Origin of the sequence: Sphingobium olei (assembly GCF_042678845.1) — a bacterium.
Classification (GTDB): domain Bacteria; phylum Pseudomonadota; class Alphaproteobacteria; order Sphingomonadales; family Sphingomonadaceae; genus Sphingobium; species Sphingobium olei.
Window position 1 is genome coordinate 1 of sequence record NZ_JBHTLS010000102.1, and the last position, 22616, is coordinate 22616.

The following is a 22616-nucleotide window of genomic DNA, read 5'->3' on the forward strand; positions in this document are numbered from 1 at the left end:
CCGGTCGGGCTCCGCCCTCCCTACGCCACGCGCAGCGCAAGGAGCGTTCCTCGACCGTCGTGCCATACTCGAAAGGGGGTCCCTTTTGCGCGCCGATCGGGGGTCCCGTTTGGACGCCGATTGACAAACAGATTGCCGTAGACGCAATCCCAACATGTTCTTGACCCTGTGCCCGCGCGCCGGCTTGCCTCCCGGTCGAGGAGGGGCACGCCAGCAGGTCAAACGCGTCTGCAAGGAAACGGGGGCATAGGCGCCGTTGCAGCTGTCGTTCGCAACGCCGAGCCTGGTAGTCAAGAACCGTTCGTCATGACGTCCCTGGAAACAATTCCTGCCAAACGCTGCGGCAGATTCGATCATTTCTCGGGAAAGGAGAAGGATGGGGGTAGGCGAGGAATATCCGAGAGGAACCGGCCCCATGCGCTATTTTAAAAACCATTCCCTGCTCCAGCACCTTTCGGCATATCTCTTGAACAAAGGCTGGCTGGGATCACGGTGTCGCCGCGCCGATCTGCCTGGCCATCTCGATACTGTTGCGGATCACTTGGGCGGCCTTTCGCATCCGGCAATCGGGATTGCCAGAGCCAGGCTTGAAGGCGCCCCCCTGCTGCGTATCGATGCGGATGAAGCGCAGATTGAGGAAACCGCCGAAGGTGTGTGGGTCAGGGGGTGGATCTGGGTCGAGCAGGAAGCCTTGCTGACCTGCGATGCCTTGCGAACGACGAAGCTCCGCAAAGCGCTTGCGCAGTTGCCGCCCCGTACCCGTGCGGTTTTCCTCGCTCATTGCGTTGAGGGGCTTCCCTACCCTGCGATAGCACTCCGGCTCAATTTGGAACTGGCGGAGGTCCAGGACGAGTTGGCCGCGGCCCTTGTGGCGCTCTCGGCGCCGTTTGACGAGTCATACTGATTGGTCTGATAGGACAGCCAGAACGATGACATCTCCCGACCTGGAATTCCAGGGGGCAAGCCTGTGCCGACGGCTAAAGGGGACGTGGCATAAGGATCGGGGGCTATGCCTATGCCCGGCCCATGATGACCATAGCCCCAGCCTTTCGATCCGGGTCGGCAGACGCGCGTTGCTGTTCAAATGCTTCGCGGGCTGCGACACGCTGGACGTCTTGCGAGCGATCCGGCGTCTGCGCTTCCCGCTTGCGGATGGCCCCATACCAGTCCCATCGAAAGAATCCCGATTCGTTCAAACGGGAACAGGGCCGGCCTTGCGGACATGGGACGCATCCACCTCTCTCGCCACGACACCCGCTGAAATGTACCTCAGCAATCGCCTGCTAACGCCGCCCTGGCATGATCTGCGCTACAATGCGCGCACGCCGCTGGGAAGAGGCCGTGCCGCGGTATTCCGTCCGGCAATGATCGCCGCCGTGCGCGAACGGCACCGGATCGTCGCTATCCACCGCACCTTCCTCGATTCCGTGACCGCCACCCGCGCAGGCGATCTTGCCGAACCACGCATGATGCTCGGTCGTCCCGGTCGCGGCGCGGTCCAGCTCATGCCCGCCGGGCCAGTCCTTGGCCTTGCCGAAGGTATAGAAACAGCGCTCGCCGCGATGCGACTGCACCGCATTCCGGTCTGGGCGATTCTCGGGACTGAGCGGGCCGGCCATATCCTGCTACCCGATCAGCTGGAACGGCTGGTCCTGCTGTTCGACAGGGATGAGGCCGGCTGGAAGGCCAACCAGCGTGCCCGTCTCGCTTATGACCGCCCTGGTCTGGAGATCGTCAGCCCGTGGCCGCCGCTGCCGAACAATGATTGGGCGGATGTGCTGCAAACCTTACCACGCGCTGCCTGATGGCGATGGGCGAGGGGATACCGTCCCGCCCATGCCGGACCAGGGCAGCGACGCCGATCAGCCGTTCAGGCGATCCTTGACCGCCTTGGCGGGCGTGAACGTCAGCTTCTTCGAAGCCTTGATCGAAATGGTCTCGCCCGTCGCCGGGTTGCGGCCGTCGCGGGCCGGTACATCCTTGATCTTGAACTTGCCGAAGCCGTTCAGCGCGATCTCTTGCCCTTGGGCGGCAGCGTCGGTGATCGATTCAAAGACCGCGTCGACAAGCTTGCGCGCATCGGCCTTGCTCAATCCATGAGCGGCCCCAACCGTTTCTGCCAATTCAGAATTATTCATAACCATCATCCTCCTGATAATTGCGAAGCTCGCGTTCATAGCGCTGCGCCCACCTGCCGTCACGAGCCAAACGGCAGAGCCTGTCGAGCGCGATCAGCGGGCAGTTCGATCATTCCTGCTTATCGAGGTGGAGACGCCCAGGCGAACCCTCAGTGTTGGACTTGTCACACGGTAGTAAACCCTTGCCCGCTCACTGCAGGCCACAACATTTCTTGTACTTGCGTCCCGACCCGCACGGACATGGGTCGTTTCGGCCAATCTTCTGGCGCTTGGATCCGGTAGGCCGATGCGGATCATTCTCCAGCCGCCACTGATGCAACATCTCCACCCAGATCGGGATCAGATCAGGCGCCTGCGCATCCCACCGATCCTCCTCGGCACGTGTAAATGTCCTGGTTCCATCGGCGAAAGCGCGCAATGTCCGGATACCCTCGATCGCCGCTGTACAACCGGCGTCGTCATCGGCCAGCACTCGCAGCCATCCTGCAGGCGCAAGCTCCATCGCCTGACCGAAGCCTTCGATCCACATCTCCCAAAGTGTTTCATCGCTTCGCGTATCGATTTCCAGTACCGGCTCGAATTCACCAGCGTGTGCGAGCGATGCAAGAATCTCGTGATAGTGATGCATCACCAGATCGACAAAATGCTGCATCCCGCCCGCGTCGGCGAATGTAGGAATGCCCGCGCCATCTTCCCCCGCCCATATCGCCGTTAACCATTGGCTGGGGGAGATCAGTATCGGGCTGACGATGATCCCGGTCAGGAAGCCGTCGAGCTGCGTGAGCAGCATGCAATCATCACCCTGGGCGAGCAGCAACCGATCGAGTTCATCGAGATAATCGAATGAAGAAGCCATTTCCCAATCTAACCTGCCAAAACCCCGCCGTCATGGTTCCGAACTGTCTCACAGTCGAGACCGGACGCCGGCTCGTGGAAATGCGAAAACGAGAATGACCAATCCTCCCACGGGTGCAGCCGGAGCGATCGAAATGCCGGTGCGCGGGGACGATTATGGTTCCCGATCATGTTGCCAGTCTCCCTGAATGCCGCGCTATACCTGGAACTCGAACACCAATCGTCTGACGGTCCTCCCTGCCGGCCATCCATGGCAGCATCAGCGGCTGTGACGCGAGGACCAGCACCGGAACTGCGCATTGCCTCACTCTCAAATTTCCTGATCACTGGATTTGGGCATATCGTCGAATATTCGATAAAAGACCCATATTTACTGGGCATAAAATATGATGAAATATGAGGCTGAAGAAAGCGAATTGCTGGCTGGTCTGATCGATGCGAGCGGGACGCTAGCAGGGCGCCGGCCCCTCCAAAATGCAGCGCCTGCGTTCAGTCAAGGCCCTGGTCGACGCATGGTCCAGCTACATAGTCGACCAGAAGCCGCCGAAATTCGCGCGCTTTTATGTTCCTGGCAGCAGCGCGCTTGAACTCGCCCAGCAACTGGACCTGGCATGCCGCCACGGCCGATGGCGTTCGACCTGCACGGACGCATCGAGATCACGGCGGATCTGCTGAACAACGGCGGCTGGGCCACCGAGACTATCCGCTATGCTGACATCGTCAGCTACACCTGTGCTCGAGCAAATGCCGCGCGCGGCGTGACAACCACCCAAATGTGCAAACCTTTTCGCAGCCACGAGCGCAATGGCCATTCCATCGCTGACGATCCCTAACGTCGGCACCTTGTCTCACGCCCTCGCGGCACGGCGCCGCAAGAGGGAAGGGTGAGGAAATGGACGGTTCGATGAGCGAGCCGCATCAATGGAGAAACCCATGTCCCAGACTCCCATTCCCGTACCCGCTGCCAATCTCACCAAGTCACCCGTCAATGTCCGGACCCGCAGCGACGCTGAGGCGGACGCGGAACTGGAAGCCAGCATTCTTGCCCATGGTCTCATTCAGAATCTGGTCGGTGTGCCGGTTTCGCGCAAGAAGGGCCATTACCGGATCACCGCCGGTGGTCGCCGCCTTGATGCCGTGCATCGCCTGATCGAAAAAGGAAGCCTGCCGGCCGATCACGCAATCCCGGTCCTGGTTCTCGACAACGCCAAGGATGGCCGCGAAGTCAGCCTCGTTGAAAATTTCGAACGGCTTCCGATGGGGCCGGGCGAAGAATGCCGCGCTTTCAGGGATATCATCGAGGTCGAGGGCAAGACGGCGGCCGACGTCGCCAAGCGGTTCGGGCTTACCGAACGCTTCGTGATGGGCCGTCTTCGTCTCGCCAACCTTGCCGAGCCGATCTTCGAGGCACTTGAGAATGGCGAGATCACGCTCGACGTCGCCAAGGCCTATTGCACCACGGCTGACAGCGCGCGCCAGAAAGCGATCTGGGACATGCTCTCGGACAGCTACTGCGGCCATTCCGTCAGTGAGATCCGCCGGCGCATCAAGGACTATAGCTATCGGGGAAATGACCCCCGCGTCTTGCTGGTCGGCCGTGATGCTTACGCGGCCGCCGGCGGGCGGATCGAGGACGCCGACCTCTATTCGAACGCGGACGACGAACGCTGGATCGACACCCATATCGTCGATGAACTCGCCATGATGAAACTCGCCGCTGAAGCGGACATCCTGCGCGAGCGCGAAGGCTTTGCCGAGGTCCGTCCCGTCGCCAACACGCGCGTCCCCTATATGGATACCTACGCCCTGACGCCGCTGCCGGTGGAGGCGCCCGCGCTCAGCGAGGAACAGGAACAGCGCAAGCTTGAAATCGAGGATGAACTGGCCGAACTGGAAACCGAACTTGAGCATGAAGACTATGAGCCGGATGAAGAGGACCAGAATCGCTATAACGCCCTCCAGACCGAACTCTCTTCCATCGTCGAACGTGAGCCCGTCGTCGATGCCGAGCAGAAGGCGAGTGCGCTGGCCTATCTCGTGATCGGGCCGGACGGCCAGCCGCATATTCACCAGGAATTGTTCGTCGCGCCCGTCGCAACCGACGATGAGGGTGAAGAAGACGAGGAGGCAAGCCTCGAGGATGACGAAGCCGACGGTGAAGTCACCGCAGACGAGGCCGGTGAGGACGAAGCGCGAAACAGTGGCCCGGTGATGAGCCAGCGCCTGCGCGAAATGCTGGCGATGATGAAGACCGAACTGCTGGCGGTCCATGTCGCCAGCAATCCCGCATTCGCGCTGGATCTGGGCACCTTCATCATGGTGGACTGCGAATGCCGTTTCTCGTCCTTCGACATTCCGAGCGATCTGCGCGCCTCGGCTCCCGCCCGTCTCCTCGCGGACTTCAAGCCCGAGACGGCCGCTGCGGGGGAATGGACGAAGCTCGATGAGGCGCTCGACCGAAGCTGGGTCAACCACCAGGCCATCGCGGATCGCTACGACGCCTTCTGCGGACTCCCCGATGAAGCGCGCGCGGCCTGGCTCGGCTGGGCGATCGCGCGCACGCTGCAGGCCGTCCCGATCGGCCGCCGCGAAGCGACCTTCCTCGATCATCTGGGAACGAAGCTCGGAATCGATGTCGCGGCCTGGTGGCGCCCGACCGCGCTCACCTACTTCGACAAGCTGACGAAGCCTGCCATTCTCAGCCTGTTCCAGGAGATCGGTGGACTGGAGCTGCAATCCCGCTACGCCGGTTCCAAGAAGCACGATCTTTCGGCTTCGGCCGAGCGGCTTTTCGGAGGCGACGTCATCATCGAACCCGAGATCAAGGAACGAGCGCTTGCATGGCTCCCGGAAGCCATGCGCTTTGGTCCGGCTGAAATCGCTGGCGAGCCGGAAGAGACGCACGACGATCACGACACGTCACCCGCCGGGATCGTCGATGCCGATAACGACGATCAGATCTCCCAGGCTGCCTGATCGGGACCGGGGGGATGGGCTACAAGCCTGTCCCCCTGGCTTCGAGGTTGAACTAGCGTGCCAGACGCCGAAATGGCGGCATTCGGGCACCAACTCCAACGCGACCAGTCCGAAATTTGTCCCCGCGTCTGCGCGAAGTCCAGCATGATGACGGTGACAATTCGCCCTCGAACAGAGCGTATATGCTCTGTCTCGGCTACTGCTGCGATTCTCCTGTTTCCCAATGCAGGAACAGCATCCCCGGCTCCGCCAATGCTTCCCGCAACTCAGCGAACGGGGCTACCAGAGGAAATTGGTCGCGTGCGACAGCACAGAATTCGGTCCATTGACCCTCTTCATCAATCTCGATGAACATCCTGTCCTGTCGAAAGCCTATGCCGACGGTTACCCGGCTTGGCTCATCGTCGGGACCGCGCACAGCGACGATAGTCGATATATTGGCCCATTTCTCGAACCAGCTCGCGCTTCGATCGCCGACTTCCACGCCTGCACTTGAGCGGTCCGGATATTGGAGCGAGGGGTGAGCGGGAGAGCGATCAGTGCCCGGCCGTCGCACCAGTTTCCCTGCTACGTCGGCACCGCCGCTTCGGCAGGTGGCCATCGGCAAGATCGGAATAATTGGCGAGGGTCACCGGAGGGCGATCGGGAAATTCGGCCACGAGCTTCAGATTGCCGCCCATCGCGGCAACGTAGCTTGTGAGCGTCGAGAGCAGGAGATCCGTTCGCCTCTCAAGCCGTGAGACATTCTCCTGCTCCAGGCCGAGCATCTCCGCTATCCGGTCTTGGGTCAGCTTCCTTGCCTGCCGCAGATCGCGCAGCGTCATTTCTTCCGCGATCAATTCGGCGGCACGAGCGTCGATCGTCTCGCGCTGTGCGGGCGTGAATGTGCACGAAATTCGTCAAGCGTCTTTGTCATGCTTGACCTCCTTTCTGATCTGCCCACAGACTGTCTCCATCTTAGGATTTGCCCCGACCGAGAAACGACGCACCCCGAGCGTTATCCCATAGGATCTCGCGCGGCCGACTAATGATCGTTGGGATCGTCGAGCCAGGCCGGAAGGTCGCGGCGCGCGTCGAGCACGCGCCACACATCGATTTGGTCGTCCCGCTCGATATAGAAGACCAGCCACGGAAAGCGTGCGAGGCGGCGATGCCGCAGCCCCGGCAGGGCCAGCTCATGCGCGTAGCGCGGCGAGCCGATGCCGGGATGTTCCGCGACTACGCGATAGGCCCCTTCGAGTGCTGTTACGAAGCTGAGTGCGATATCCGGCCCGGCCTCGCGCGCATAATGGTCGATGGCGTCTTCGACGTCGCGATGAGCCTTGTCGCGGGGAACGACCCGCTTGACGGTCATGCAGCGCGGCGAGCCCGCGCGCGTAGCCCCTCGAAATAGTCGTCATCCGCCGGGGCGCCCGGCGCCGATTCTGCGCCGTCGAGCAACAATCCTCGCAGCCGTTGGCGGTCCTGATCCTTGCGGATCAACTCGCGCACATATTCGCTGCTCGTACCATACCCGCGCCCTACGACTTGTTCGTCGACGAAGGCCTTGAGGGTGTCAGGCAACGAAATGTTCATCGTGCTCATATCGGCTATATAGCTCGTTTGGCAAAATTTGGCAAGATGGTCGCAACAACCAGTCGGTCTCGCTGGCATATGCGCCCGGCGCCACCCTGGCACGGACCTGCGCCGGCATGTCGTTCGGCAGCACCACGCTGAGCTGTTCGGTCCTCCGCATGAACCAGCACTCCTTATGAGGCTGATTTGATCCAATTCGCGCGTCCCTTCAAGGTTGGGATCAGCAATAGGTCGGGCAATGCGAGCATGCATTTGTTGCGCGCCGTCGTCCGTACCACAGGGGCGGCCCTGGCCACCGTTCCTCATTCCACACATCAGTCGAGCTGCGGCGAAGCTGCCTTCGCCCACGCGCCTCTACAGGACGTGCGCGCCCTTGAAACTCGCCCAAATCGCCATCGAGTATCCGATCACGAGAATCGATGCACCCCGACGGAGGAGAGCGGGAAGGGGACAAGAGGATTGTCCTGTTGTCCCAAGAGGTGCCCATGAACTTGCCCCAGCTTGCCTTGTCGCAGACCCGAGACAGCGCTGCATGCCTGTCCGACGTCGCCCGCTCTCTTTGCCACCGCTTGCACAGCGGCGCTTCCGTCAGTCGCCAGGGCCTCAAGCGATTGATGACCGAGGCTTATGGCGGTGACGATGCCGGCGGCCTCTGGTCAATGCGCGACGCCTATGACGCATTGGAAACCGCCCAGGTCCTGCTTCTCGCCGATCCGCAGAACCCGCTCCTGGGCGGCACGCCGGCCGACATTTTCGAACGCCTGCGGCAGTTCGAGCGCGGCTTGCCGACCCAGACCTACCGTTCGGAAAAGCAGATCGACCTCCAGCAGTTCAGCACGCCGATCACCCTGGCCTGGCTCGTGGCCATGGCGGCGTGCTGCGGACCGGACGATATGCTGCTCGAACCCTCGGCCGGCACCGGCATGCTGGCGGTCCATGGCCTGCGGGCGGGCGCACATCTGCTTCTCAACGAACATGATCCCGCCCGTGCCGCCCTCCTGTCCCAGAATCTCGGCCAGATTGTCACCCGCCATGATGGCGAACATATCCATGATCTGCTGATCAGCGAGCGGCCGCCGACGCTGGTGCTGATCAACCCGCCCTTCAGCCGCAGCAATGGACGCGGGATCGACCGCCATGCCGGCGCGCGCCATCTGCGCGCGGCTCTCGCCTGCCTCGCGCCGGGCGGGCGATGCGTGGCCATCATGCCGACCAGCTTCTCACCCGAGGGCTCGGCAGCACTTGGCTATAATGCCGTCGCCGAACTTGTGCCGCCCCGCGTCGAACTTACCATTTCGGGCAGTCCCTACGCCAAACATGGCACGGGGATCGATGTAAGGTTGCTGGTCTTCGACAAGGGATGGACCGGCACGCCCGAGCGCCATTTCGCCAGTGATATCGACGCTGCGCTGCGCCTCGTGCTTGCCATGCCTGATCGGCTCGATCCCATGGAACCGCCGCCGCTTGCCCCGCCGCCGGCCGCCGCTACGCCCCGCCCACTTGTCCTCGCCGCCCCATCCCCCGCCTTGCTCTTTGCGCGCATGAATGGCCAAAGGCTCGCGCCACCCTCGCGGATCGCCGCCACAGCAGATGAGGCGCGACCGATCAGCTATGCCGCGCACCAGACGCCGCTTGCGCCTGGCGAGACCGTGGGCATTTATTCCGCCTGGCGCCTCGCGCGCATCGCCATCGAAAATGCTTCCCGGCATCCCGATGACCTGGTTGAATCCATCGCCATGGCTTCGGTGTCGCTTCCGGTACCGCGCTATCAGCCGATACTCCAGGACCGGGCGATCAGGGCTCTGTCGGAGGCGCAACTCGAAACCATCATCTATGCGGGCGAAGCGCATGAGCGCGATCTTACTGGACGTTTCTCGGCCAATCTTGCGGGCGATCGACTGATCGAGGACAGGGATGGCCAACCCTATCGCACCGGCTTCTTCATCGCCGATGGCACCGGGGTCGGAAAGGGCCGCGAGGCGGCCGGTATCATTCTCGACCAGTGGAACCGCGGCAATCGCCGCGCGATCTGGATTTCCATGGCCGACCTCATCGAGGACGCACGGCGCGACTGGACGGCATTGGGCGGTCTCGCCATCGATATCCAGCCGATCGCAAATTTCCCTCTCGGTAAACCGATCACAATGGAAAGCGGCATCGTCTTCCTGACCTATGCCGCCCTGCGCTCCGCCCGCCATGACGCTGCATCGCGCCTGCAGCAATTGCTGGACTGGACCGGCGAGGACTTTGCCGGCGTGATCGTCTTCGACGAATCCCATGCCATGGCCCATGCCGGCGGAACGGAAACGGATTTCGGGAAGGCGCAGGGGTCGGAACAGGGGCTGGCGGGCGTTCGGTTGCAAAATGCCCTGCCACGAGCCCGCATCCTCTATATGTCCGCCACCGGCGCGGCCAGGCCCGAGAACCTCTCCTATGCCGTGCGGCTCGGCCTGTGGGGCACCGGCACGGCCTTTGCCACGCGCGACATGTTCATGAAGGCGATGGAGGAGGGCGGCATTGCGGCGCTTGAGGTCGTTTGTCGGGATCTCAAGGCGATGGGCCTCTATACCGCCCGGGCCCTGAGCTTCGCGGGCGTGGAATATGAGCCGCTGGAACATGTGCTCACGCCGGACCAGATCGCTATTTACGACGCCTATGCGGACAGCTGGAGCATCATTCACCGCGGACTTCGCGACGTGTTGGCCGAGATCGGTATCGTCGACCGGATATCGGGCAAGACGCAGAACGCGCGCGCACGCGGATCTGCGCTAAGCGCCTTTGAGTCCGCGAAACTGAGGTTCTTTTCCAGCCTTCTCGTGAGCCTGAAAATTCCCTCGCTCATCAAGGCGATCGAACAGGAACTGGCATCGGACAACGCTGTGCTGGTGCAACTCGCAAGCACGGGCGAGGCCATCATGGACCGACGGCTCTCCGAACTCTCTGCGCAAGAGCGGGCAATGATGGATGTTCAGGTTTCCCCCAAAGAGACCCTCATCGACTATTTGAAGAACGCCTTTCCCATCCGCCAGATGCGCGTCTTTCGTGCCGACGATGGCGCCGTGCGCGCCGAACCGATGACCGACGCCGACGGTAATCCGGTGCTGTGCAGGCAGGCGATCGCTGCTCGTGACGCACTAATCGAGGAACTGTGCGCGCTTCCCGCGATTCCGACCGCGCTGGACGCCCTGATCGCGCATTTCGGAACCGATCGCGTCGCCGAGATCACCGGGCGCTCGCGGCGCATCGTGACCGATGTCACCGGAAAGCAGAAGATCGAGAGGCGGGGCGCCCGCGCCAACGTCCTCGAAGTCCAGGCCTTCCAGAATGGGAGCAAGGCGATCGCCGCCTTTTCGCTCGCGGGCAGCACGGGCCGGTCCATGCATTCCGATCGGAACTGCCCGACCGCTCACCGTCGGCGCGCGCATTTTCTTCTCGAGCTGGGCTTCCGCATCCTCTCGGCCGTACAGGGCTTCGGGCGCAGTCATCGCACCAATCAGATGACCGCGCCTGTCTATCGCCCGCTGACCACGGATTGCAGGGGCGAGCGCCGCTTCCTCAGCACTATCATCCGCGGTCTCGAAGCATTGGGCGCCTTGACGAGGGGGCAGCGCCAGACCGGATCGCAGAACCTCTTCGATCCATCCGACAATCTGGAATCGGACTATGCGCGCGACGCACTCACGCAATGGTTCCATCTCCTCTACGAGGGCAAGCTGCGCAGTGTTTCGCTCAAAGCCTTTCAGGAGATGACGGGTCTTGAACTGTGCGGCGAGGGCGGGGAATTGCTCGAGCGCCTGCCTCCCATCCATCGCTGGCTCAACCGCATCCTGGCGCTGCGGATCGCCACCCAGAATAGTATATTCGAGGAGTTTCTGGGGCTGGTCGAGGATCGCGTCGAAGCGGCGCGCACGGCGGGCACGCTGGATCTGGGTATCGAGACCATCCGCGCTGACCGCATGGACCTGCTGTCCGATCAACTCTTGCGCACCGATCCCGTGACCGGCGCCGAGACGCGGCTATTGCGCCTGGAACTGCACCGGCGGCCGCCGATCACCAGCTGGGCCATGCTTCAAATCGAATGCAAGGATGCAGACGATATCGCCTGGCTTCGCAATGCCCGCTCCGGTCGTGTTGCGCTGCGCGTGCCGACATGGCCGGGGCAGGACGAAGAGGGCAACTGGATCGAGCGATGCTATCTTCTTCGTCCCACCGGCCAGTCCCGCATGGAGGTTGCGGCCCTGTCGGCCAGCCACTGGAGCGAGATCGAGCGCGACACATTCCAGTTCCTCTGGGAGCAGGAAGCGGCCGAAGCCGGCAAGAATCTTCTGGTCGAGACAATTACGCTCGCGACCGGGCTGCTATTGCCCGTCTGGAACAAGCTGCCCGAAGATGATGTGCGCGTCTGGCGGATCGACGATGGCGCCGGCACGTCGATCCTGGGACGTATCATCCATCCTGCCGCCATCGAACGGCTCGAAAGGGAGTTCGGGCTCGATGGCGGCATTGCCCTTGGTCCTGAAGAAATCATCGCCGGCGCGCGCGCGGGCACCGGCGTTCCGATCCCTGCCCTGGGAACGGCAAGGCTCGTGCGGGTTCACGTCAACGACAGTCCCCGCCTCGAAATCCGCGACTATCGGCCCGAAGACCGGACCTGGCTGAAGGCCTGCGGCGCGTTCAGCCAGGTTGTGGCCTTCAAGACCAGATTGTTCCTGCCGCCGGAAAGGGCGCGGGACATCCTTGAAAGGATCATCGCCGAGCGCGGCTGATGAAAGCTTCCCGCGGTCTGGGAAACGCCGGACGGGCGAAGTGCGGCTTGTTCCCACCCACTTCGCCGAAGATCATCATTCCGCCTGTGCCGGCACCTCCGGTTCGCCCCCATCCTGTTTCACCGGCGTCGCGCGGCGCCGGGGCGCCTTCGGCTTCGTGGATGGAGTTGCCTCTGCGGCTGCGGCTTTCGCAGGCCCTTTCTTTCTGGAGGCTGGCTTTGCAGGTTCCGCCGCAGCCGGCACGGCTGGAACTTCCTTCGCAGGCGCAGGCGTAACCGGTGGCGTCGGGGACTTTGCCTTCGCCGGCGCCTTCTTCACAGGCGTCTTCTTCACAGGGGATTTCTTTGCCGCGCCTTTCCTGGCCACAGGCTTTGCCTTCGCAGTGGTTTCTTCGCCCTGCGCAGGTGTAACTGCCGGCTCCGGCGTCGATTCGGGTACAGCGGTCCCGGCCTCGCCGCCCAGATCGGCAAGAGCAGCCCTGACACGGACGCGACGGGACTTCTTCTCAGGGACAGGGTCAGCTTCAGCGACCGGTGCGATCTCAGGCGCGGCCGCCGTCGCCGCTGACGAGCCGGCGTCAACCACAGGCGCAGCTTCGACTGAGGGCGCCTCGGCCGCCGACTTTGCGCCAACACGCCTCCCAAGCCCGATCTGCGCGGCGACGGCGCGTCGATGCTCCGAATAGGCCGGCGCGATCATCGGATAATCCTTGGGAAGATTATAGCGTTCGCGATATTCCGCCGGGGTCAGTCCGTTTGTCGCCAGGTGGCGCTTCAATGTCTTGTACGGCTTACCGTCGAGCATGCTGATGATGTGCTCCCGCGAAGCCAGGCTTTTGCGGATCGACACAGCCGGAGCATATTCGGGCGCTGCCGGCGTCTCTACAGTGGCTTTTCGTTCCAGGGCGTCACGGGTCGCTTCGATGATCCCGGCAATATCGCCCGCCGGCACCTGATTGTTCGAGAAATAGGCGCTCAATAACTGCACCGTCATGGCGGTGAAATCGGGCTGCTCGGTGTCGGCCACGGTAAACTCCCTGAACTGGAAGGCCATGAAGATGGCGTTAATTGCGGGAAAGAAGTTGGTCCGACAGCTAAGCGGGAATGCGCTGCTCATGCAAGCGCCCCGTGCATCGCGCTCGCATCGGTCCGAAAACGGGAAGGGGAGGAAGAGGGCAAGATCGGGACCGATTGAAGGTCTTGTTTCCAGGAAAGGCATAGCATGGCCGACCGCGTATCTGCCCACATCATGATCGGGGGCGTGCTTGCCCGCTCCCGATATCCCGAACTCGTCCAGGCTATCGGGAACGATAATCCTTCTATCGATTGGGATGGCACGCCGTTCAACCCTATAGATATACCCATCGATACGCCCCTTGCGCTGATGGATCATGACGTCGCCCATGGTCGTTTCGAAGAGATCGAACATGCCTGTCGCCGCCATGGTCTTCACTATGTTCGCTGGTCCGGCGGCTATCCCGGCAGCTTCCCGTCTGTTCGGCTACTCTACCTGGGCCATGGCGAGCCAAAACAGGTTCTGACAACCGAAGAGGATGAGCAAGTCTTCCCCATCGAACGCATCAGGGAATTGGGAAGCATCGAGGCGATCGAAACGGAATACCGGCTTGCTCGAACGAACCCGCCCCCGCTGGTCCTGATCGATGACGATTCCCGCGATCCGGCTATTTCGGAGACCGTCCATGGCTGATCACTATGTCCAGGGGTCCTTCGCTTTCACTTGCACGGCCGCCGAAAGCGCCCTGATCGAGGAGGCGTGGCAGCACGCTGCCGACCTGCTGGGGGACTTCGCGCCAGGCGAACCGAGCGCGGCGTTTCTGGCCGCCTTCATGCCAACGGATCTCGGCAATCCATTCAACGGCCTGCTCGCGATCTTCGATGATCCTGCCTTTCCCGATTTCGGCGCGGAGATCCAAATTGAAGGTGATGCAGACTGTGTCGTCTCGATCTACGGCACCACGGACTTCCAGCCAGGTCCGATCGCCGAACTCATCCGCCATTGTTGCCAGGAGAGTTTGAAGGCCAGACCCATTGGTTTCGACTGGAGCTATAGCTGCTCCCGTCCCCGTCGCGACACCTTCGGGGGAGGATGGTGCGCGGTATTCGCCGATCATGTCGAGTTCGAAACCACGCAGGAGCAACTGGCGCGACGACTGGCCATATCCGCACCCATGCCAATGCGGGACCCGCCCGATCCATGGATCGACGACCCCGACCACCCGTCCGTCGACTGGGCAGCCGAGGTTCTGAATGGAGACACGCGTCTTGGCTATCTCGAGTGGGCGCTCGCTCGCGCTGACGCAGGCGATAACGGCCAGGCCCTGACTGTACCGCCGCCAGCCTGACCGGCCCACTCCCCGAATTTTCTCCAAGCACAAGGACATTATCATGACCGACGCCATCGCGCCGGGCGCTTCTGCGCGCCTGTATAGCCAGACCGAACATGATGAACGGGGGAACTTCCACTATGAAGGCGACCTCTATCTTGCCGGTGAAGCGCTGCTGCCGCTTGCAGCGCGGATCGAACGCCATCTGGCCGAGTATTTTTCCACAACCACCTTCGCGATCCGCACCGAGAAATTTGCCGGGGGACGCAAGGTCATCGCGGAGATCCTCGATACCCCGACCGACCTGACTGGCCGCGACGCGCAGAATGCCTTCATCGTCGAGATACGCGATCAGATGGAACGGTTCGGATTCACAAGGACGAATCCGCTGCAAGACTTCTGGTCATGCAGTTTCTATTGCGACGTGCGCATAGGCCAGGCCTATTGGGCGGCGCTGGCAAAGCGCCAGGGTAACCGCAATCCGGTCGATACGGTGATATCGTTGGCGGCGTTCAAGAAGCGCGTCAAAGCTGGTGACAGGCTGAAACTGATCGACGCGCCGGCCGGTCATCGCCTGCTTGGAACGAACCGCGAGATCACGAAGGTGCGCTCGGGCGATCTGATCCTCGAAGGACGCTCCTATCTCAGCTTTCCGCGGGCATCGGCTTTTGCCTGTGACGGCCGCCTGATCCGGATCGCCATCGGCTCGGAATATGGTCCGGATGATCACCTGCTCTACGAGTGGACTCGTAAGTCTGTGGCCTGAGCAGAGCCACATCTTCAGGGCATGATCTCTGCAGACCGCCCGCAATCCCGGACAGCCGTAAAGACAAGGGGGTGGCAAAAGACCTCTGAAGCCGGTCCTCCCGCCCGCGCGCTCCCGTCTCCCCCTCATCACCGATCCGGAGGTTCCGATGCATGAGCCCTATCTCAAGGCGATGGCAGCGCTTCTCCGCCGCAGCCAGCCGCGCCACGATCTCTACACCGTTTTCGGTCATTGCATGGAGGCGATGGCGCTCGCCATAGCCAACAGCGTCGATCTGCGTCAGCGCGAGCCGCGCGAAGCGCGCTATCTCGACATTGTCGGCCACTACCGGCCAGATGTGCTCGATCTGTTTCCGCAAGTCCTCGCTGAACTGGTGCAGGCTCTCGAAGCCGGTCCAGGCGACGTACTGGGCGCCCTGTTTCACGACCTCGAGCTTCACAACAAGGCGAGGGGACAATTCTTCACGCCCTATACGCTCAGTCGATTCATGGCTAAGGTGACTATCGGAAATCCGGAAAGCGTAAGATCGATCATCGGCGATCATGGCTTCGTGACCGCCATGGAGCCGGCATGCGGCGCGGGGTCGATGGTCATCGCGCTCGCGGAAGCCATGCGCGATCTCGGGATAAACTATCAGCGCCATCTTCATGTCACTGCGATCGATATCGACCCGCGCGCGATTCATATGGCCTATATCCAGCTCTCGCTGCTGCATGTGCCGGCGCATCTCATGGTCGGAAACTCCCTTTCGGGCGAGACAGCCGAGCATTGGTACACGCCGGCCCATATTCTGGGTGGATGGAACGCCCGGCTCGCCTGTCGACGACGCCATGAGCCCACTGGCGAAACGCATGTGCATCCTGTCGAAGCGCCACCTGCGCCAGTCCCGATGCGCCATACGGTCCCACCGTTTTGCGAGCCCCGCGCCTCGACGCCGGCCATGCCACAGCAACTGACCCTTTTCTGACCATCCAGAATTTCACAATGCAGGAGACTGGCATGTTCCATCATGTCCATATCACCGCACTCAGCCGAACGTCGGCCGGGATGACAGTCATAACGCTGGCCATCTGCGGACCGCGCGGCGGCATGCGCGCCGTCGAAGATATTTCGCTCGAAGAAGCCGAGAAAATGGCGGCGCGGCTTCAGGCTGCCATCACCGCCGCGCGCGCCGGGCTCAACACGGATCCCGCCGACGCCTTCATCCAGGATGTCATCGCGCAGCTCGGCGACCCTGCTCTTGCTCTCGATCCCTCTTTCCGCAGATGGTGCGGCGCAAATCATGGCCTGCTCACCGCTCGCCAGACCGCAGAGCGCTGGTGCCGCTGGCGCGTCGCCTGAGCCCCATGGCGATCGAGATCATGATAGGCCTGCCGCACCTGCGCGAGGGGCCGATATTGAACCGCGCCCGTGCCATGCAGGTGCCGACCCTCATCTCCGCGAACGCGCTGTCGCGCTGGAACCGCAGCAAGGGCTGGCCCGAGTGGCAGGGATGGCGCATGGACTTGCTGAAAAATGCCGACGGATTGTCCAACCTATCATTGGATTCCGCCGGATTCGTGGCTTTGTCCCAATATCGCGGATATCCTTGGGCGACCGAACAATATCTCGATCTCGCAGCAAGCTATCCGTTCCGCTGGTTCGCCAGCATGGACTATTGCGTCGAACCTGAGATCGCGCCCGATCGCGAAGAGGTGCGTGACCGGATTTCGAGAACCATCCGGGTCAATCGCGATTGCTGGCGCGGCGCGCACGACCGCGGCATTGCCCATCGCTTCATGCCCGTAGTGCAGGGCAGGGTTGCGGGCGACTATGAATTTTGCATCGATGCGCTTGGCGACATCATCGATGCCGTGCCTCTGGTCGGGATCGGCTCGATGTGCCGCAGGTCCGTCGGCGGCAGTGACGGCGTGATCGCCATTTTTGAGCATCTCGATCGCATTCTGGGCGAAGGGACAATGGTACATGGCTTCGGCATAAAGGGCACGGCCTTGAGCAAGCTGCGCGGGCTCGAACATCGCATCCAGACAGTCGACAGCCAGGCCTTCGGAATTGCCAGCAGGATCGAGGCGCGCCAGCGCGGCATCTCCAAGACCGATGCCTTCGTTGCCGATCATATGGAAAGATGGGCCCGCCGCCAATATGCGCGGTCCGCCGACGCGCCGACGCCGATACAGGGCGAACTGCCACTTGGCCCCGATGACTGCCCACCGCGCGATCCGTGGGAGAGGGCGATCGCGCAGGCACGCGCCGAAATCCGGGCGCTGATCGAGGAGGGGCAACTCTCGCACAACGAAATTTCTGACGCCTGGGTCGCGCAGTGGGCGGCCGATCTCTTTCAGGCCGAACCGCTTATGTCCTCGGCAAGCCCTCAATGATCCGCCACGGCGAAAGCATGAAACGCATCCTGCCCGATCTATTTGCGGGGGACGAGGTCAGGGCCGAGCGCTACCATCGCGGCTGGGCATTCCAGATGAAATGCGGCCAGCTCGGTCGCCAGCTCTGGTTTGAATATTCTCCGCACGGACTGTGGACCGCCATCGGCACCTGGCGCACCCTGGACACCGGACTCTGGCTTGCCGCCCGCCTCCGCGCCGGAACGCATTTCTGGGATGAAAGCTGCCAGACCGCCCGCCTATATGGTGAAGACGTCTATTCCGCTCTGCGGGACGAGGTGTGACGCGAACAAGCGAAGCTTCGGTCAGCAAAAGCTGAGGCGCGGCCCCGTCATCACTCTTCGCAGCGACGCTATGCGATCAAGCCCCAAGCGCAATGTCCGGAGGAATCGTCCCCTTCCGGCCTACCAGCCTTGCCCCGAAATCATCCTCGAGCGCCACTTTGGCAAGTGCATATTCGACGAGATCGGTTGTCGAGGCGACGCCGCTACGTATCTTGGCGCGATCGATGAGTTGACGCGACACGCGCGCGCTGAGCGAGATGTTTGTGCCTGACAGCAAGCCTGCCGCTTTTGCGGCGGCCACGACCGCTCGATGTCGCTGGGACAGATAATCTTTGTGCTTTACCGGCGTCGGGAACCCCTTCCATTGAACATATACGCCGATGTGCGAAGCTTGGGAAACCTTGCCGGGATGCTCTCCTCCAACCTCACTCTTGCAACCCATGCCACAGAGCCGGGTAGGACGCGCATCGCCGCATCAATTCCGCATGCGATCCGCTGCCGACCAGCTTCCCGCCTTGCATGAAGAGAACCTGGTCGGCGCCCTTGGCTGTCGCCAGGCGATGGGTGATCATGATGAGCGTCGTCGCGCTATTTGTCCTGCGCCGGAGCCTTGCGATCACATCTGCCTCGCTGCGCGGATCGAGTGCGGATGTGCTTTCATCCAGTATCAGGACCGGCACGTCGACCCCCGCCAACCGGGCAAGCTCCAGCTTCTGGATCTGGCCTCCCGACAGGCGCTCGCCCTGTTCTCCCAATTCCATATCGAAGTCGATCGGTCTTCCAGGCTCGTGGAAGCGCCAGACATGAAGCAGTTCCTCGACGTCGCTGATCTGCTGGTTCGCCGGGGGATAGAGGATGTTCTCCCGCAGCGACCGGTTGAACAGACCGATGAACTGCGGCGCATAAAGAATATGGCGATGACGTTTCCCCCAGGGGATCGTCGCCATATCAACCCCTGCAATCTCGACTTTTCCCGAAGCAGGTGCGAGCACGCCGGCCAGAATTTGTGCAAGCGTGGATTTGCCTGAACCATTCGGGCCAACAATCGCGACGAAGCGCCCTGATGCGATATGCAGCGAAATCCCGGCGAGAGCGGGCAGGCCATCACCATAGCTGAAGCTCACATTTTCGGCGGCGAGATCGGCGTCGGCAAAGCGGTCGGGCTGCCGGCAACCCGGCTCGCCATCGTCATGCGTTAATGCCAGCACGTCGCGGATGTTCGCGATCGCGACGCCCGCCTGCGCCAGGATGTAGCCCAGCGCGCTCAGCGGAACCGTCAGCCGAAAGGCGTAGGTTTGCAGCAGCACGAATTCGCCTGCCGTCATTCGGTCTTTGCCGACGTCCAGTCCGGCCAGCATCAGCAGGGCCACAAGCCCGGCGCCGACAATGCAGAATTGCAGCGACGCCATGACGGTCAGCGAACGGTACATGGCCACGCTGGCGTGCCGCCTGGCGCTCAATGTCCTGCCCACATAGAGGAGTTCACGATCGAGGGCGCCGTTGAGGATGACGCGGCGGGCATTGCGGACGATGTCGCCGATCGTGCGGGACACATGCGATGCAGCCGCATTGGTCGCATCGGCATGCACACGGTGGCGTGCCGCACCCATCCAGGTCGCCCCGAGGAATCCCAGAAGCGTAAGCCCAAGGATAAGGACATAGCGCGGTTCGATCAGGCTGGCGATCACCGCGAGACTGGCGAGAGCCTGCAGGAAGACGGGTCCCAGCCGCCAGATCAATCCTTCCACGACCAGCGTCAGGCTATAGGGCAATCGCTCCAGCATGCCAGGAACGCGTCCGCTCCGGCTGTCGCGCGCCGCGGTGATTTGAGGCAGGGCGGCGGCAAGCGCATGGGTGGCGAGGCGTCGGCCCAGTGCATCGACCATAATCGCGGTACAGGAAAGCCTGGCCGTTTCCAGGATGGAGGCACCCGCCCAGCATCCCACGAACAGCAGGATGTACAACAACAATTGCACAGGCGGTCCCACTGGTCCCGCCAGCGTGTCGATCAGCAGCTTGAGCGCATAGGGTCCGGCAACGCCCATCGCGATCACAAGGGCTTCAAGAGCAAAAGCCTCTATCAGGCTTCGCCTGGCGCCGAGGTCCGCCGACAGCATCAGCCGGATCAGCTGGACCAATATACCGAACGTCGTCACTGTATGGACCTCCTGGCGATCAATGGATGAGCCAGAAGGAGGATTTGGAACGCGGCCTCTATCCTAGCGTCAAATCCGGGCGTTGCGAAGCCGGGATCGCGAGACGCAAGGAAAGGGAAGGGAGGGGCGGGAATGTGACGGGAGACGTGGATCGTCCCGTCCTTCCTCACTCTCAAGGAGATGGTTCCCATGGCGACCCTTGCCCGCATGAACGAAGCGCCCCCTGTATCCGCCCCCTATCGCATCGATGTCTCGCGCGGCCGAATGAGCAGCCGCGTATCGTCGGAATGGTTTTCACGCCCCGACGATGAGAAGTATCTTTCGCTGACCAGCCTCTATGATGCTGTGCGCGGCCGCGCGGACCGGGCGACCACGCGCATCGTCGAAAGCCGCGCGATCCGGGTCGAGGCGAAAAGCGACAATCCCGAACGCCTGATGCTGATGGCGCCCGGCGATGATCGCCCGCTGGCGCCGACCAACTGGTCCTTCGGCCAGGTGGCGAGCCTGGTTGGAGCGCCGGCTTCCTATCTGCGCCAGCTTCCGGCCGCCCTTGCGGGCATCAACCTGCAGCACGGGCTCATGACCCACCGCGGGGAGCAGGTCAAACTGCTGCAGACGGACAATGGCAGGACCGAACTGCGGGCTGCAACCGGTTCCGAATATGGTCGCATTTTCGACTGGGAGCTGGTCCAGGCGGTGATGGCCTTCGCCGGTGATGGCGTCGGCGATACGCGATGGAAGGTCCCGGGTACCATCCAGTGGGGCAGTATGACCTACAACCCTCATGTGGATATCACCAGGGAGACGACGACACTTTACGCCTCGGACAGAGATATTTTCCTGTTCCTCGTCGATGATACCCATCCGATCGAGGCAGGAAAACTGCCAAATGGTGATCCAGACCTGTATTTCCGCGGCTTCTATGCCTGGAATAGCGAGGTCGGCTCGAAAACCCTCGGCATCGCAACCTTTTACCTCCGAGGCGTTTGCGCGAACAGATGCCTTTGGGGTGTCGAGAATTTCGAGGAGGTCAACATCCGCCACTCGAAATTCGCCGGCGCCCGTTTTGCTCATCAGGCGGCACCCGCACTCGAGCATTTTGCGAACTCCTCGCCGTCGCATTTCATCTCCGGCATCAAGGCGGCGCGCGAACGGATCGTCGCGCGCAAGGAGGAAGATCGCGAACCTTTCCTGCGCAGGCGCGGTTTCTCCAAAGCGGAAACCACAAAGATCATCCAGACCGTGCTTGCCGAGGAAGGCCGGCCGCCTGAATCCATCTATGATTTCGTGCAGGGCATAACCGCGCTTGCCCGGACAAAGCCCCATCAGGACAGCCGCCTCGAACTGGAAACCAAGGCCCGAAAGCTCCTCGAACAGGCGCTCTGACGTCCGACCTCCTTTCGCTTCTCCCCTTTCCGGTCCGGCATCCTGGTCCCGTGCCAGGATGCCCTTTCTCATGAAAGGATGCTCTCATGCGTCCCCACAAATCTGCTCCCTTCCAGGAGTTTACCGTCGACGTAGCCTTTTTCAGCGGGTCGGACCCTTTCGCCACCGAGACATATCGGATTCCGGCCGCGACATGGTTCAGTGCGCAGCAGCAGGCGCTGCATATGTCGGTGAACAGCGTCTACGACAATGCGCGCATTCCCGATCTGCGTCGCACTGCCACCGTCCGGCCCGCCTGACGCGGGTCTGCGATCACGCCGAAAAGCCAGCCACTGCGCCGTATCATGCGTCGCAGTGGCCGGTCCCGATCAGGGGAATCATCATGCAGGAACCCGACGATCGCATGTGGCGTGCGCTGCTCGATTTCCGCGCGCGCCATGGCAGGCGCTGGAAAGACGCGCTCAATCTCAAATGGATGAACGGCGACGACGAGCGTGAGCCAGATAGCGCATCGCTTCGTACGATCCGCAATCATTTCGGGCCATCCTGGTTCTGGAACCTGCCGAAGCTTCGCCTCGACGATGCGGCGCGGCGTCTCGCCAATCTGGAAAAGCTTCCAGACATGTGCGCCTGCCCACATCCGGACACCGGTAAGACTATCATCATCAAGCGCGGCGAGACCGGATATTGGCCGATGTCCTCGCTCATCGCCGTCGATGCGTTCAACGCCAGTTTCAACGTAACGCCCGCCGCGATCGCAGCCATGCAGGCCGGCGCCATGTTCGGATGGCATGTTGGGGCGGCCGATCCCGATCGCTATGACGCGGCCGGCCACAGCTGCCATGACTGAAGCCTCGACAGCCTTCGATCCCGCCGATGCGCGATGCTGGATCGCGCGGGGTCGCCCTGAGCATCATGCAGAGCAACTGGCTCGCGCCTGGGCTGACTTCCCGGATCTTCCAAATGAGGCGCCA

The 22616-nt window shown here is 62.1% G+C and carries 26 protein-coding genes; 15 read left to right on the top strand and 11 right to left on the bottom strand.

All coding sequences use genetic code 11. From position 1 onward, the window contains the following. Positions 1-487: 487 nt before the first annotated feature. Positions 488-781, bottom strand: coding sequence for a hypothetical protein (locus ACFQ24_RS06330; protein WP_231746407.1), 294 nt, complete (start codon positions 779-781; stop codon positions 488-490). Between ACFQ24_RS06330 and ACFQ24_RS06335 the strand changes: the two genes are divergently transcribed. Together ACFQ24_RS06335 and ACFQ24_RS06340 are read left to right on the top strand one after the other, a co-directional pair. Beyond that, the gene (locus tag ACFQ24_RS06335; protein ID WP_380909827.1) at positions 746-904 is read left to right on the top strand and encodes a sigma factor-like helix-turn-helix DNA-binding protein; all 159 of its coding nucleotides are present in this window, start codon (positions 746-748) and stop codon (positions 902-904) included. The genes ACFQ24_RS06330 and ACFQ24_RS06335 overlap by 36 nt on opposite strands. 310 nt (positions 905-1214) lie before the next feature. Then, positions 1215-1805 carry a DUF7146 domain-containing protein gene (locus ACFQ24_RS06340; RefSeq protein WP_231746408.1) on the top strand — a complete coding sequence of 197 codons (591 nt, stop codon included), beginning with the start codon at positions 1215-1217 and terminating at the stop codon, positions 1803-1805. 57 nt (positions 1806-1862) lie between these two features. On the opposite strand, the gene ACFQ24_RS06345 is transcribed toward ACFQ24_RS06340, so the two are convergent. Beyond that, positions 1863-2138 (bottom strand): HU family DNA-binding protein, encoded by a 276-nt coding sequence (locus tag ACFQ24_RS06345; RefSeq protein WP_062063521.1) that lies wholly within the window; start codon positions 2136-2138, stop codon positions 1863-1865. 190 nt (positions 2139-2328) lie between these two features. After that, the gene (locus ACFQ24_RS06350; protein WP_062063523.1) at positions 2329-2994 is read right to left on the bottom strand and encodes a UPF0149 family protein; all 666 of its coding nucleotides are present in this window, start codon (positions 2992-2994) and stop codon (positions 2329-2331) included. A gap of 625 nt (positions 2995-3619) precedes the next feature. On the opposite strand from ACFQ24_RS06350, the gene ACFQ24_RS06355 reads away from it, so the two are divergent. Together ACFQ24_RS06355 and ACFQ24_RS06360 are read left to right on the top strand one after the other, a co-directional pair. Then, a complete protein-coding gene (locus ACFQ24_RS06355; protein WP_062063525.1) occupies positions 3620-3826 on the top strand; it encodes a hypothetical protein in 207 nt (68 codons plus the stop codon). A 100-nt stretch (positions 3827-3926) separates the two neighbouring features. Next, entirely contained in the window at positions 3927-5969 is a 2043-nt protein-coding gene (locus tag ACFQ24_RS06360; protein WP_062063527.1) for a ParB/RepB/Spo0J family partition protein, read from the top strand. 196 nt (positions 5970-6165) lie between these two features. Here ACFQ24_RS06360 and ACFQ24_RS06365 read toward each other — a convergent pair whose 3' ends face one another. The 5 genes from ACFQ24_RS06365 to ACFQ24_RS06385 form a co-directional block, all read right to left on the bottom strand. Continuing rightward, positions 6166-6453 (bottom strand): hypothetical protein, encoded by a 288-nt coding sequence (locus tag ACFQ24_RS06365; RefSeq protein WP_062063528.1) that lies wholly within the window; start codon positions 6451-6453, stop codon positions 6166-6168. A 52-nt stretch (positions 6454-6505) separates the two neighbouring features. Then, positions 6506-6865 (bottom strand): XRE family transcriptional regulator, encoded by a 360-nt coding sequence (locus ACFQ24_RS06370; protein WP_082635119.1) that lies wholly within the window; start codon positions 6863-6865, stop codon positions 6506-6508. A 128-nt stretch (positions 6866-6993) separates the two neighbouring features. Beyond that, positions 6994-7323: a type II toxin-antitoxin system RelE/ParE family toxin gene (locus tag ACFQ24_RS06375; protein ID WP_062063530.1), complete on the bottom strand. Its 330-nt coding sequence runs from the start codon at positions 7321-7323 to the stop codon at positions 6994-6996. Beyond that, positions 7320-7553, bottom strand: coding sequence for a ribbon-helix-helix domain-containing protein (locus ACFQ24_RS06380; protein WP_062063532.1), 234 nt, complete (start codon positions 7551-7553; stop codon positions 7320-7322). The genes ACFQ24_RS06375 and ACFQ24_RS06380 overlap by 4 nt, the downstream gene beginning before the upstream one ends. Continuing rightward, positions 7525-7704: a hypothetical protein gene (locus ACFQ24_RS06385; RefSeq protein WP_197413682.1), complete on the bottom strand. Its 180-nt coding sequence runs from the start codon at positions 7702-7704 to the stop codon at positions 7525-7527. The genes ACFQ24_RS06380 and ACFQ24_RS06385 overlap by 29 nt, the downstream gene beginning before the upstream one ends. 325 nt (positions 7705-8029) lie before the next feature. On the opposite strand from ACFQ24_RS06385, the gene ACFQ24_RS06390 reads away from it, so the two are divergent. Then, on the top strand, positions 8030-12310 hold the full coding sequence (locus ACFQ24_RS06390; protein WP_062063534.1) for a strawberry notch family protein: 4281 nt from the start codon (positions 8030-8032) through the stop codon (positions 12308-12310). A 75-nt stretch (positions 12311-12385) separates the two neighbouring features. Here ACFQ24_RS06390 and ACFQ24_RS06395 read toward each other — a convergent pair whose 3' ends face one another. Then, entirely contained in the window at positions 12386-13363 is a 978-nt protein-coding gene (locus tag ACFQ24_RS06395) for a MucR family transcriptional regulator (RefSeq protein ID WP_062068507.1), read from the bottom strand. Between the two features lie 168 nt (positions 13364-13531). On the opposite strand from ACFQ24_RS06395, the gene ACFQ24_RS06400 reads away from it, so the two are divergent. The 7 genes from ACFQ24_RS06400 (at position 13532) to ACFQ24_RS06430 (ending at position 18100) form a co-directional block, all read left to right on the top strand. After that, the gene (locus tag ACFQ24_RS06400) at positions 13532-14017 is read left to right on the top strand and encodes a hypothetical protein (protein ID WP_062063536.1); all 486 of its coding nucleotides are present in this window, start codon (positions 13532-13534) and stop codon (positions 14015-14017) included. Then, positions 14010-14672, top strand: a complete 663-nt coding sequence (locus ACFQ24_RS06405; RefSeq protein WP_062063538.1) for a hypothetical protein — start codon at positions 14010-14012, stop codon at positions 14670-14672. The genes ACFQ24_RS06400 and ACFQ24_RS06405 overlap by 8 nt, the downstream gene beginning before the upstream one ends. 43 nt (positions 14673-14715) lie before the next feature. Continuing rightward, the gene (locus tag ACFQ24_RS06410; protein ID WP_062063540.1) at positions 14716-15420 is read left to right on the top strand and encodes a hypothetical protein; all 705 of its coding nucleotides are present in this window, start codon (positions 14716-14718) and stop codon (positions 15418-15420) included. Between the two features lie 148 nt (positions 15421-15568). Beyond that, entirely contained in the window at positions 15569-16387 is an 819-nt protein-coding gene (locus ACFQ24_RS06415) for an N-6 DNA methylase (protein ID WP_062063542.1), read from the top strand. Positions 16388-16419: 32 nt separating this feature from the next. After that, complete coding sequence (locus ACFQ24_RS06420) at positions 16420-16761, top strand: hypothetical protein (protein WP_062063544.1); 342 nt, start codon at positions 16420-16422, stop codon at positions 16759-16761. A 5-nt stretch (positions 16762-16766) separates the two neighbouring features. After that, positions 16767-17798: a deazapurine DNA modification protein DpdA family protein gene (locus ACFQ24_RS06425; RefSeq protein ID WP_062068509.1), complete on the top strand. Its 1032-nt coding sequence runs from the start codon at positions 16767-16769 to the stop codon at positions 17796-17798. Positions 17799-17815: 17 nt separating this feature from the next. Next, complete coding sequence (locus ACFQ24_RS06430; RefSeq protein WP_231746412.1) at positions 17816-18100, top strand: hypothetical protein; 285 nt, start codon at positions 17816-17818, stop codon at positions 18098-18100. 76 nt (positions 18101-18176) lie between these two features. Here the strand turns inward: ACFQ24_RS06430 and ACFQ24_RS06435 are convergent, their stop codons facing one another. Further along, positions 18177-18542 carry a hypothetical protein gene (locus ACFQ24_RS06435; protein ID WP_380909824.1) on the bottom strand — a complete coding sequence of 122 codons (366 nt, stop codon included), beginning with the start codon at positions 18540-18542 and terminating at the stop codon, positions 18177-18179. Continuing rightward, positions 18526-20256 carry an ABC transporter ATP-binding protein gene (locus ACFQ24_RS06440; RefSeq protein WP_062063548.1) on the bottom strand — a complete coding sequence of 577 codons (1731 nt, stop codon included), beginning with the start codon at positions 20254-20256 and terminating at the stop codon, positions 18526-18528. Before ACFQ24_RS06440 ends, ACFQ24_RS06435 begins: the two co-directional genes overlap by 17 nt. Before the next feature lie 189 nt (positions 20257-20445). Between ACFQ24_RS06440 and ACFQ24_RS06445 the strand changes: the two genes are divergently transcribed. From ACFQ24_RS06445 to ACFQ24_RS06455, 3 genes are all read left to right on the top strand, one after another. Next, positions 20446-21642 (top strand): hypothetical protein, encoded by a 1197-nt coding sequence (locus ACFQ24_RS06445; RefSeq protein WP_062063552.1) that lies wholly within the window; start codon positions 20446-20448, stop codon positions 21640-21642. Positions 21643-21728: 86 nt separating this feature from the next. Then, the gene (locus ACFQ24_RS06450) at positions 21729-21941 is read left to right on the top strand and encodes a hypothetical protein (RefSeq protein WP_062063554.1); all 213 of its coding nucleotides are present in this window, start codon (positions 21729-21731) and stop codon (positions 21939-21941) included. 83 nt (positions 21942-22024) lie between these two features. Next, positions 22025-22492, top strand: coding sequence for a hypothetical protein (locus tag ACFQ24_RS06455; RefSeq protein WP_062063556.1), 468 nt, complete (start codon positions 22025-22027; stop codon positions 22490-22492). Positions 22493-22616: the final 124 nt, after the last annotated feature.

Coding starts and splice junctions, on each gene's coding strand:
- ACFQ24_RS06330 (WP_231746407.1), bottom strand. CDS start 781: ATGAGCGAGGAAAACCGCACGGGTACGGGGCGGCAACTGCGCAAGCGC.
- ACFQ24_RS06345 (WP_062063521.1), bottom strand. CDS start 2,138: ATGAATAATTCTGAATTGGCAGAAACGGTTGGGGCCGCTCATGGATTG.
- ACFQ24_RS06350 (WP_062063523.1), bottom strand. CDS start 2,994: ATGGCTTCTTCATTCGATTATCTCGATGAACTCGATCGGTTGCTGCTC.
- ACFQ24_RS06355 (WP_062063525.1), top strand. CDS start 3,620: ATGGCGTTCGACCTGCACGGACGCATCGAGATCACGGCGGATCTGCTG.
- ACFQ24_RS06360 (WP_062063527.1), top strand. CDS start 3,927: ATGTCCCAGACTCCCATTCCCGTACCCGCTGCCAATCTCACCAAGTCA.
- ACFQ24_RS06375 (WP_062063530.1), bottom strand. CDS start 7,323: ATGACCGTCAAGCGGGTCGTTCCCCGCGACAAGGCTCATCGCGACGTC.
- ACFQ24_RS06380 (WP_062063532.1), bottom strand. CDS start 7,553: ATGAGCACGATGAACATTTCGTTGCCTGACACCCTCAAGGCCTTCGTC.
- ACFQ24_RS06385 (WP_197413682.1), bottom strand. CDS start 7,704: ATGCGGAGGACCGAACAGCTCAGCGTGGTGCTGCCGAACGACATGCCG.
- ACFQ24_RS06390 (WP_062063534.1), top strand. CDS start 8,030: ATGAACTTGCCCCAGCTTGCCTTGTCGCAGACCCGAGACAGCGCTGCA.
- ACFQ24_RS06395 (WP_062068507.1), bottom strand. CDS start 13,363: ATGGCCTTCCAGTTCAGGGAGTTTACCGTGGCCGACACCGAGCAGCCC.
- ACFQ24_RS06400 (WP_062063536.1), top strand. CDS start 13,532: ATGGCCGACCGCGTATCTGCCCACATCATGATCGGGGGCGTGCTTGCC.
- ACFQ24_RS06405 (WP_062063538.1), top strand. CDS start 14,010: ATGGCTGATCACTATGTCCAGGGGTCCTTCGCTTTCACTTGCACGGCC.
- ACFQ24_RS06410 (WP_062063540.1), top strand. CDS start 14,716: ATGACCGACGCCATCGCGCCGGGCGCTTCTGCGCGCCTGTATAGCCAG.
- ACFQ24_RS06415 (WP_062063542.1), top strand. CDS start 15,569: ATGCATGAGCCCTATCTCAAGGCGATGGCAGCGCTTCTCCGCCGCAGC.
- ACFQ24_RS06420 (WP_062063544.1), top strand. CDS start 16,420: ATGTTCCATCATGTCCATATCACCGCACTCAGCCGAACGTCGGCCGGG.
- ACFQ24_RS06425 (WP_062068509.1), top strand. CDS start 16,767: ATGGCGATCGAGATCATGATAGGCCTGCCGCACCTGCGCGAGGGGCCG.
- ACFQ24_RS06430 (WP_231746412.1), top strand. CDS start 17,816: ATGAAACGCATCCTGCCCGATCTATTTGCGGGGGACGAGGTCAGGGCC.
- ACFQ24_RS06435 (WP_380909824.1), bottom strand. CDS start 18,542: ATGGGTTGCAAGAGTGAGGTTGGAGGAGAGCATCCCGGCAAGGTTTCC.
- ACFQ24_RS06445 (WP_062063552.1), top strand. CDS start 20,446: ATGGCGACCCTTGCCCGCATGAACGAAGCGCCCCCTGTATCCGCCCCC.
- ACFQ24_RS06450 (WP_062063554.1), top strand. CDS start 21,729: ATGCGTCCCCACAAATCTGCTCCCTTCCAGGAGTTTACCGTCGACGTA.
- ACFQ24_RS06455 (WP_062063556.1), top strand. CDS start 22,025: ATGCAGGAACCCGACGATCGCATGTGGCGTGCGCTGCTCGATTTCCGC.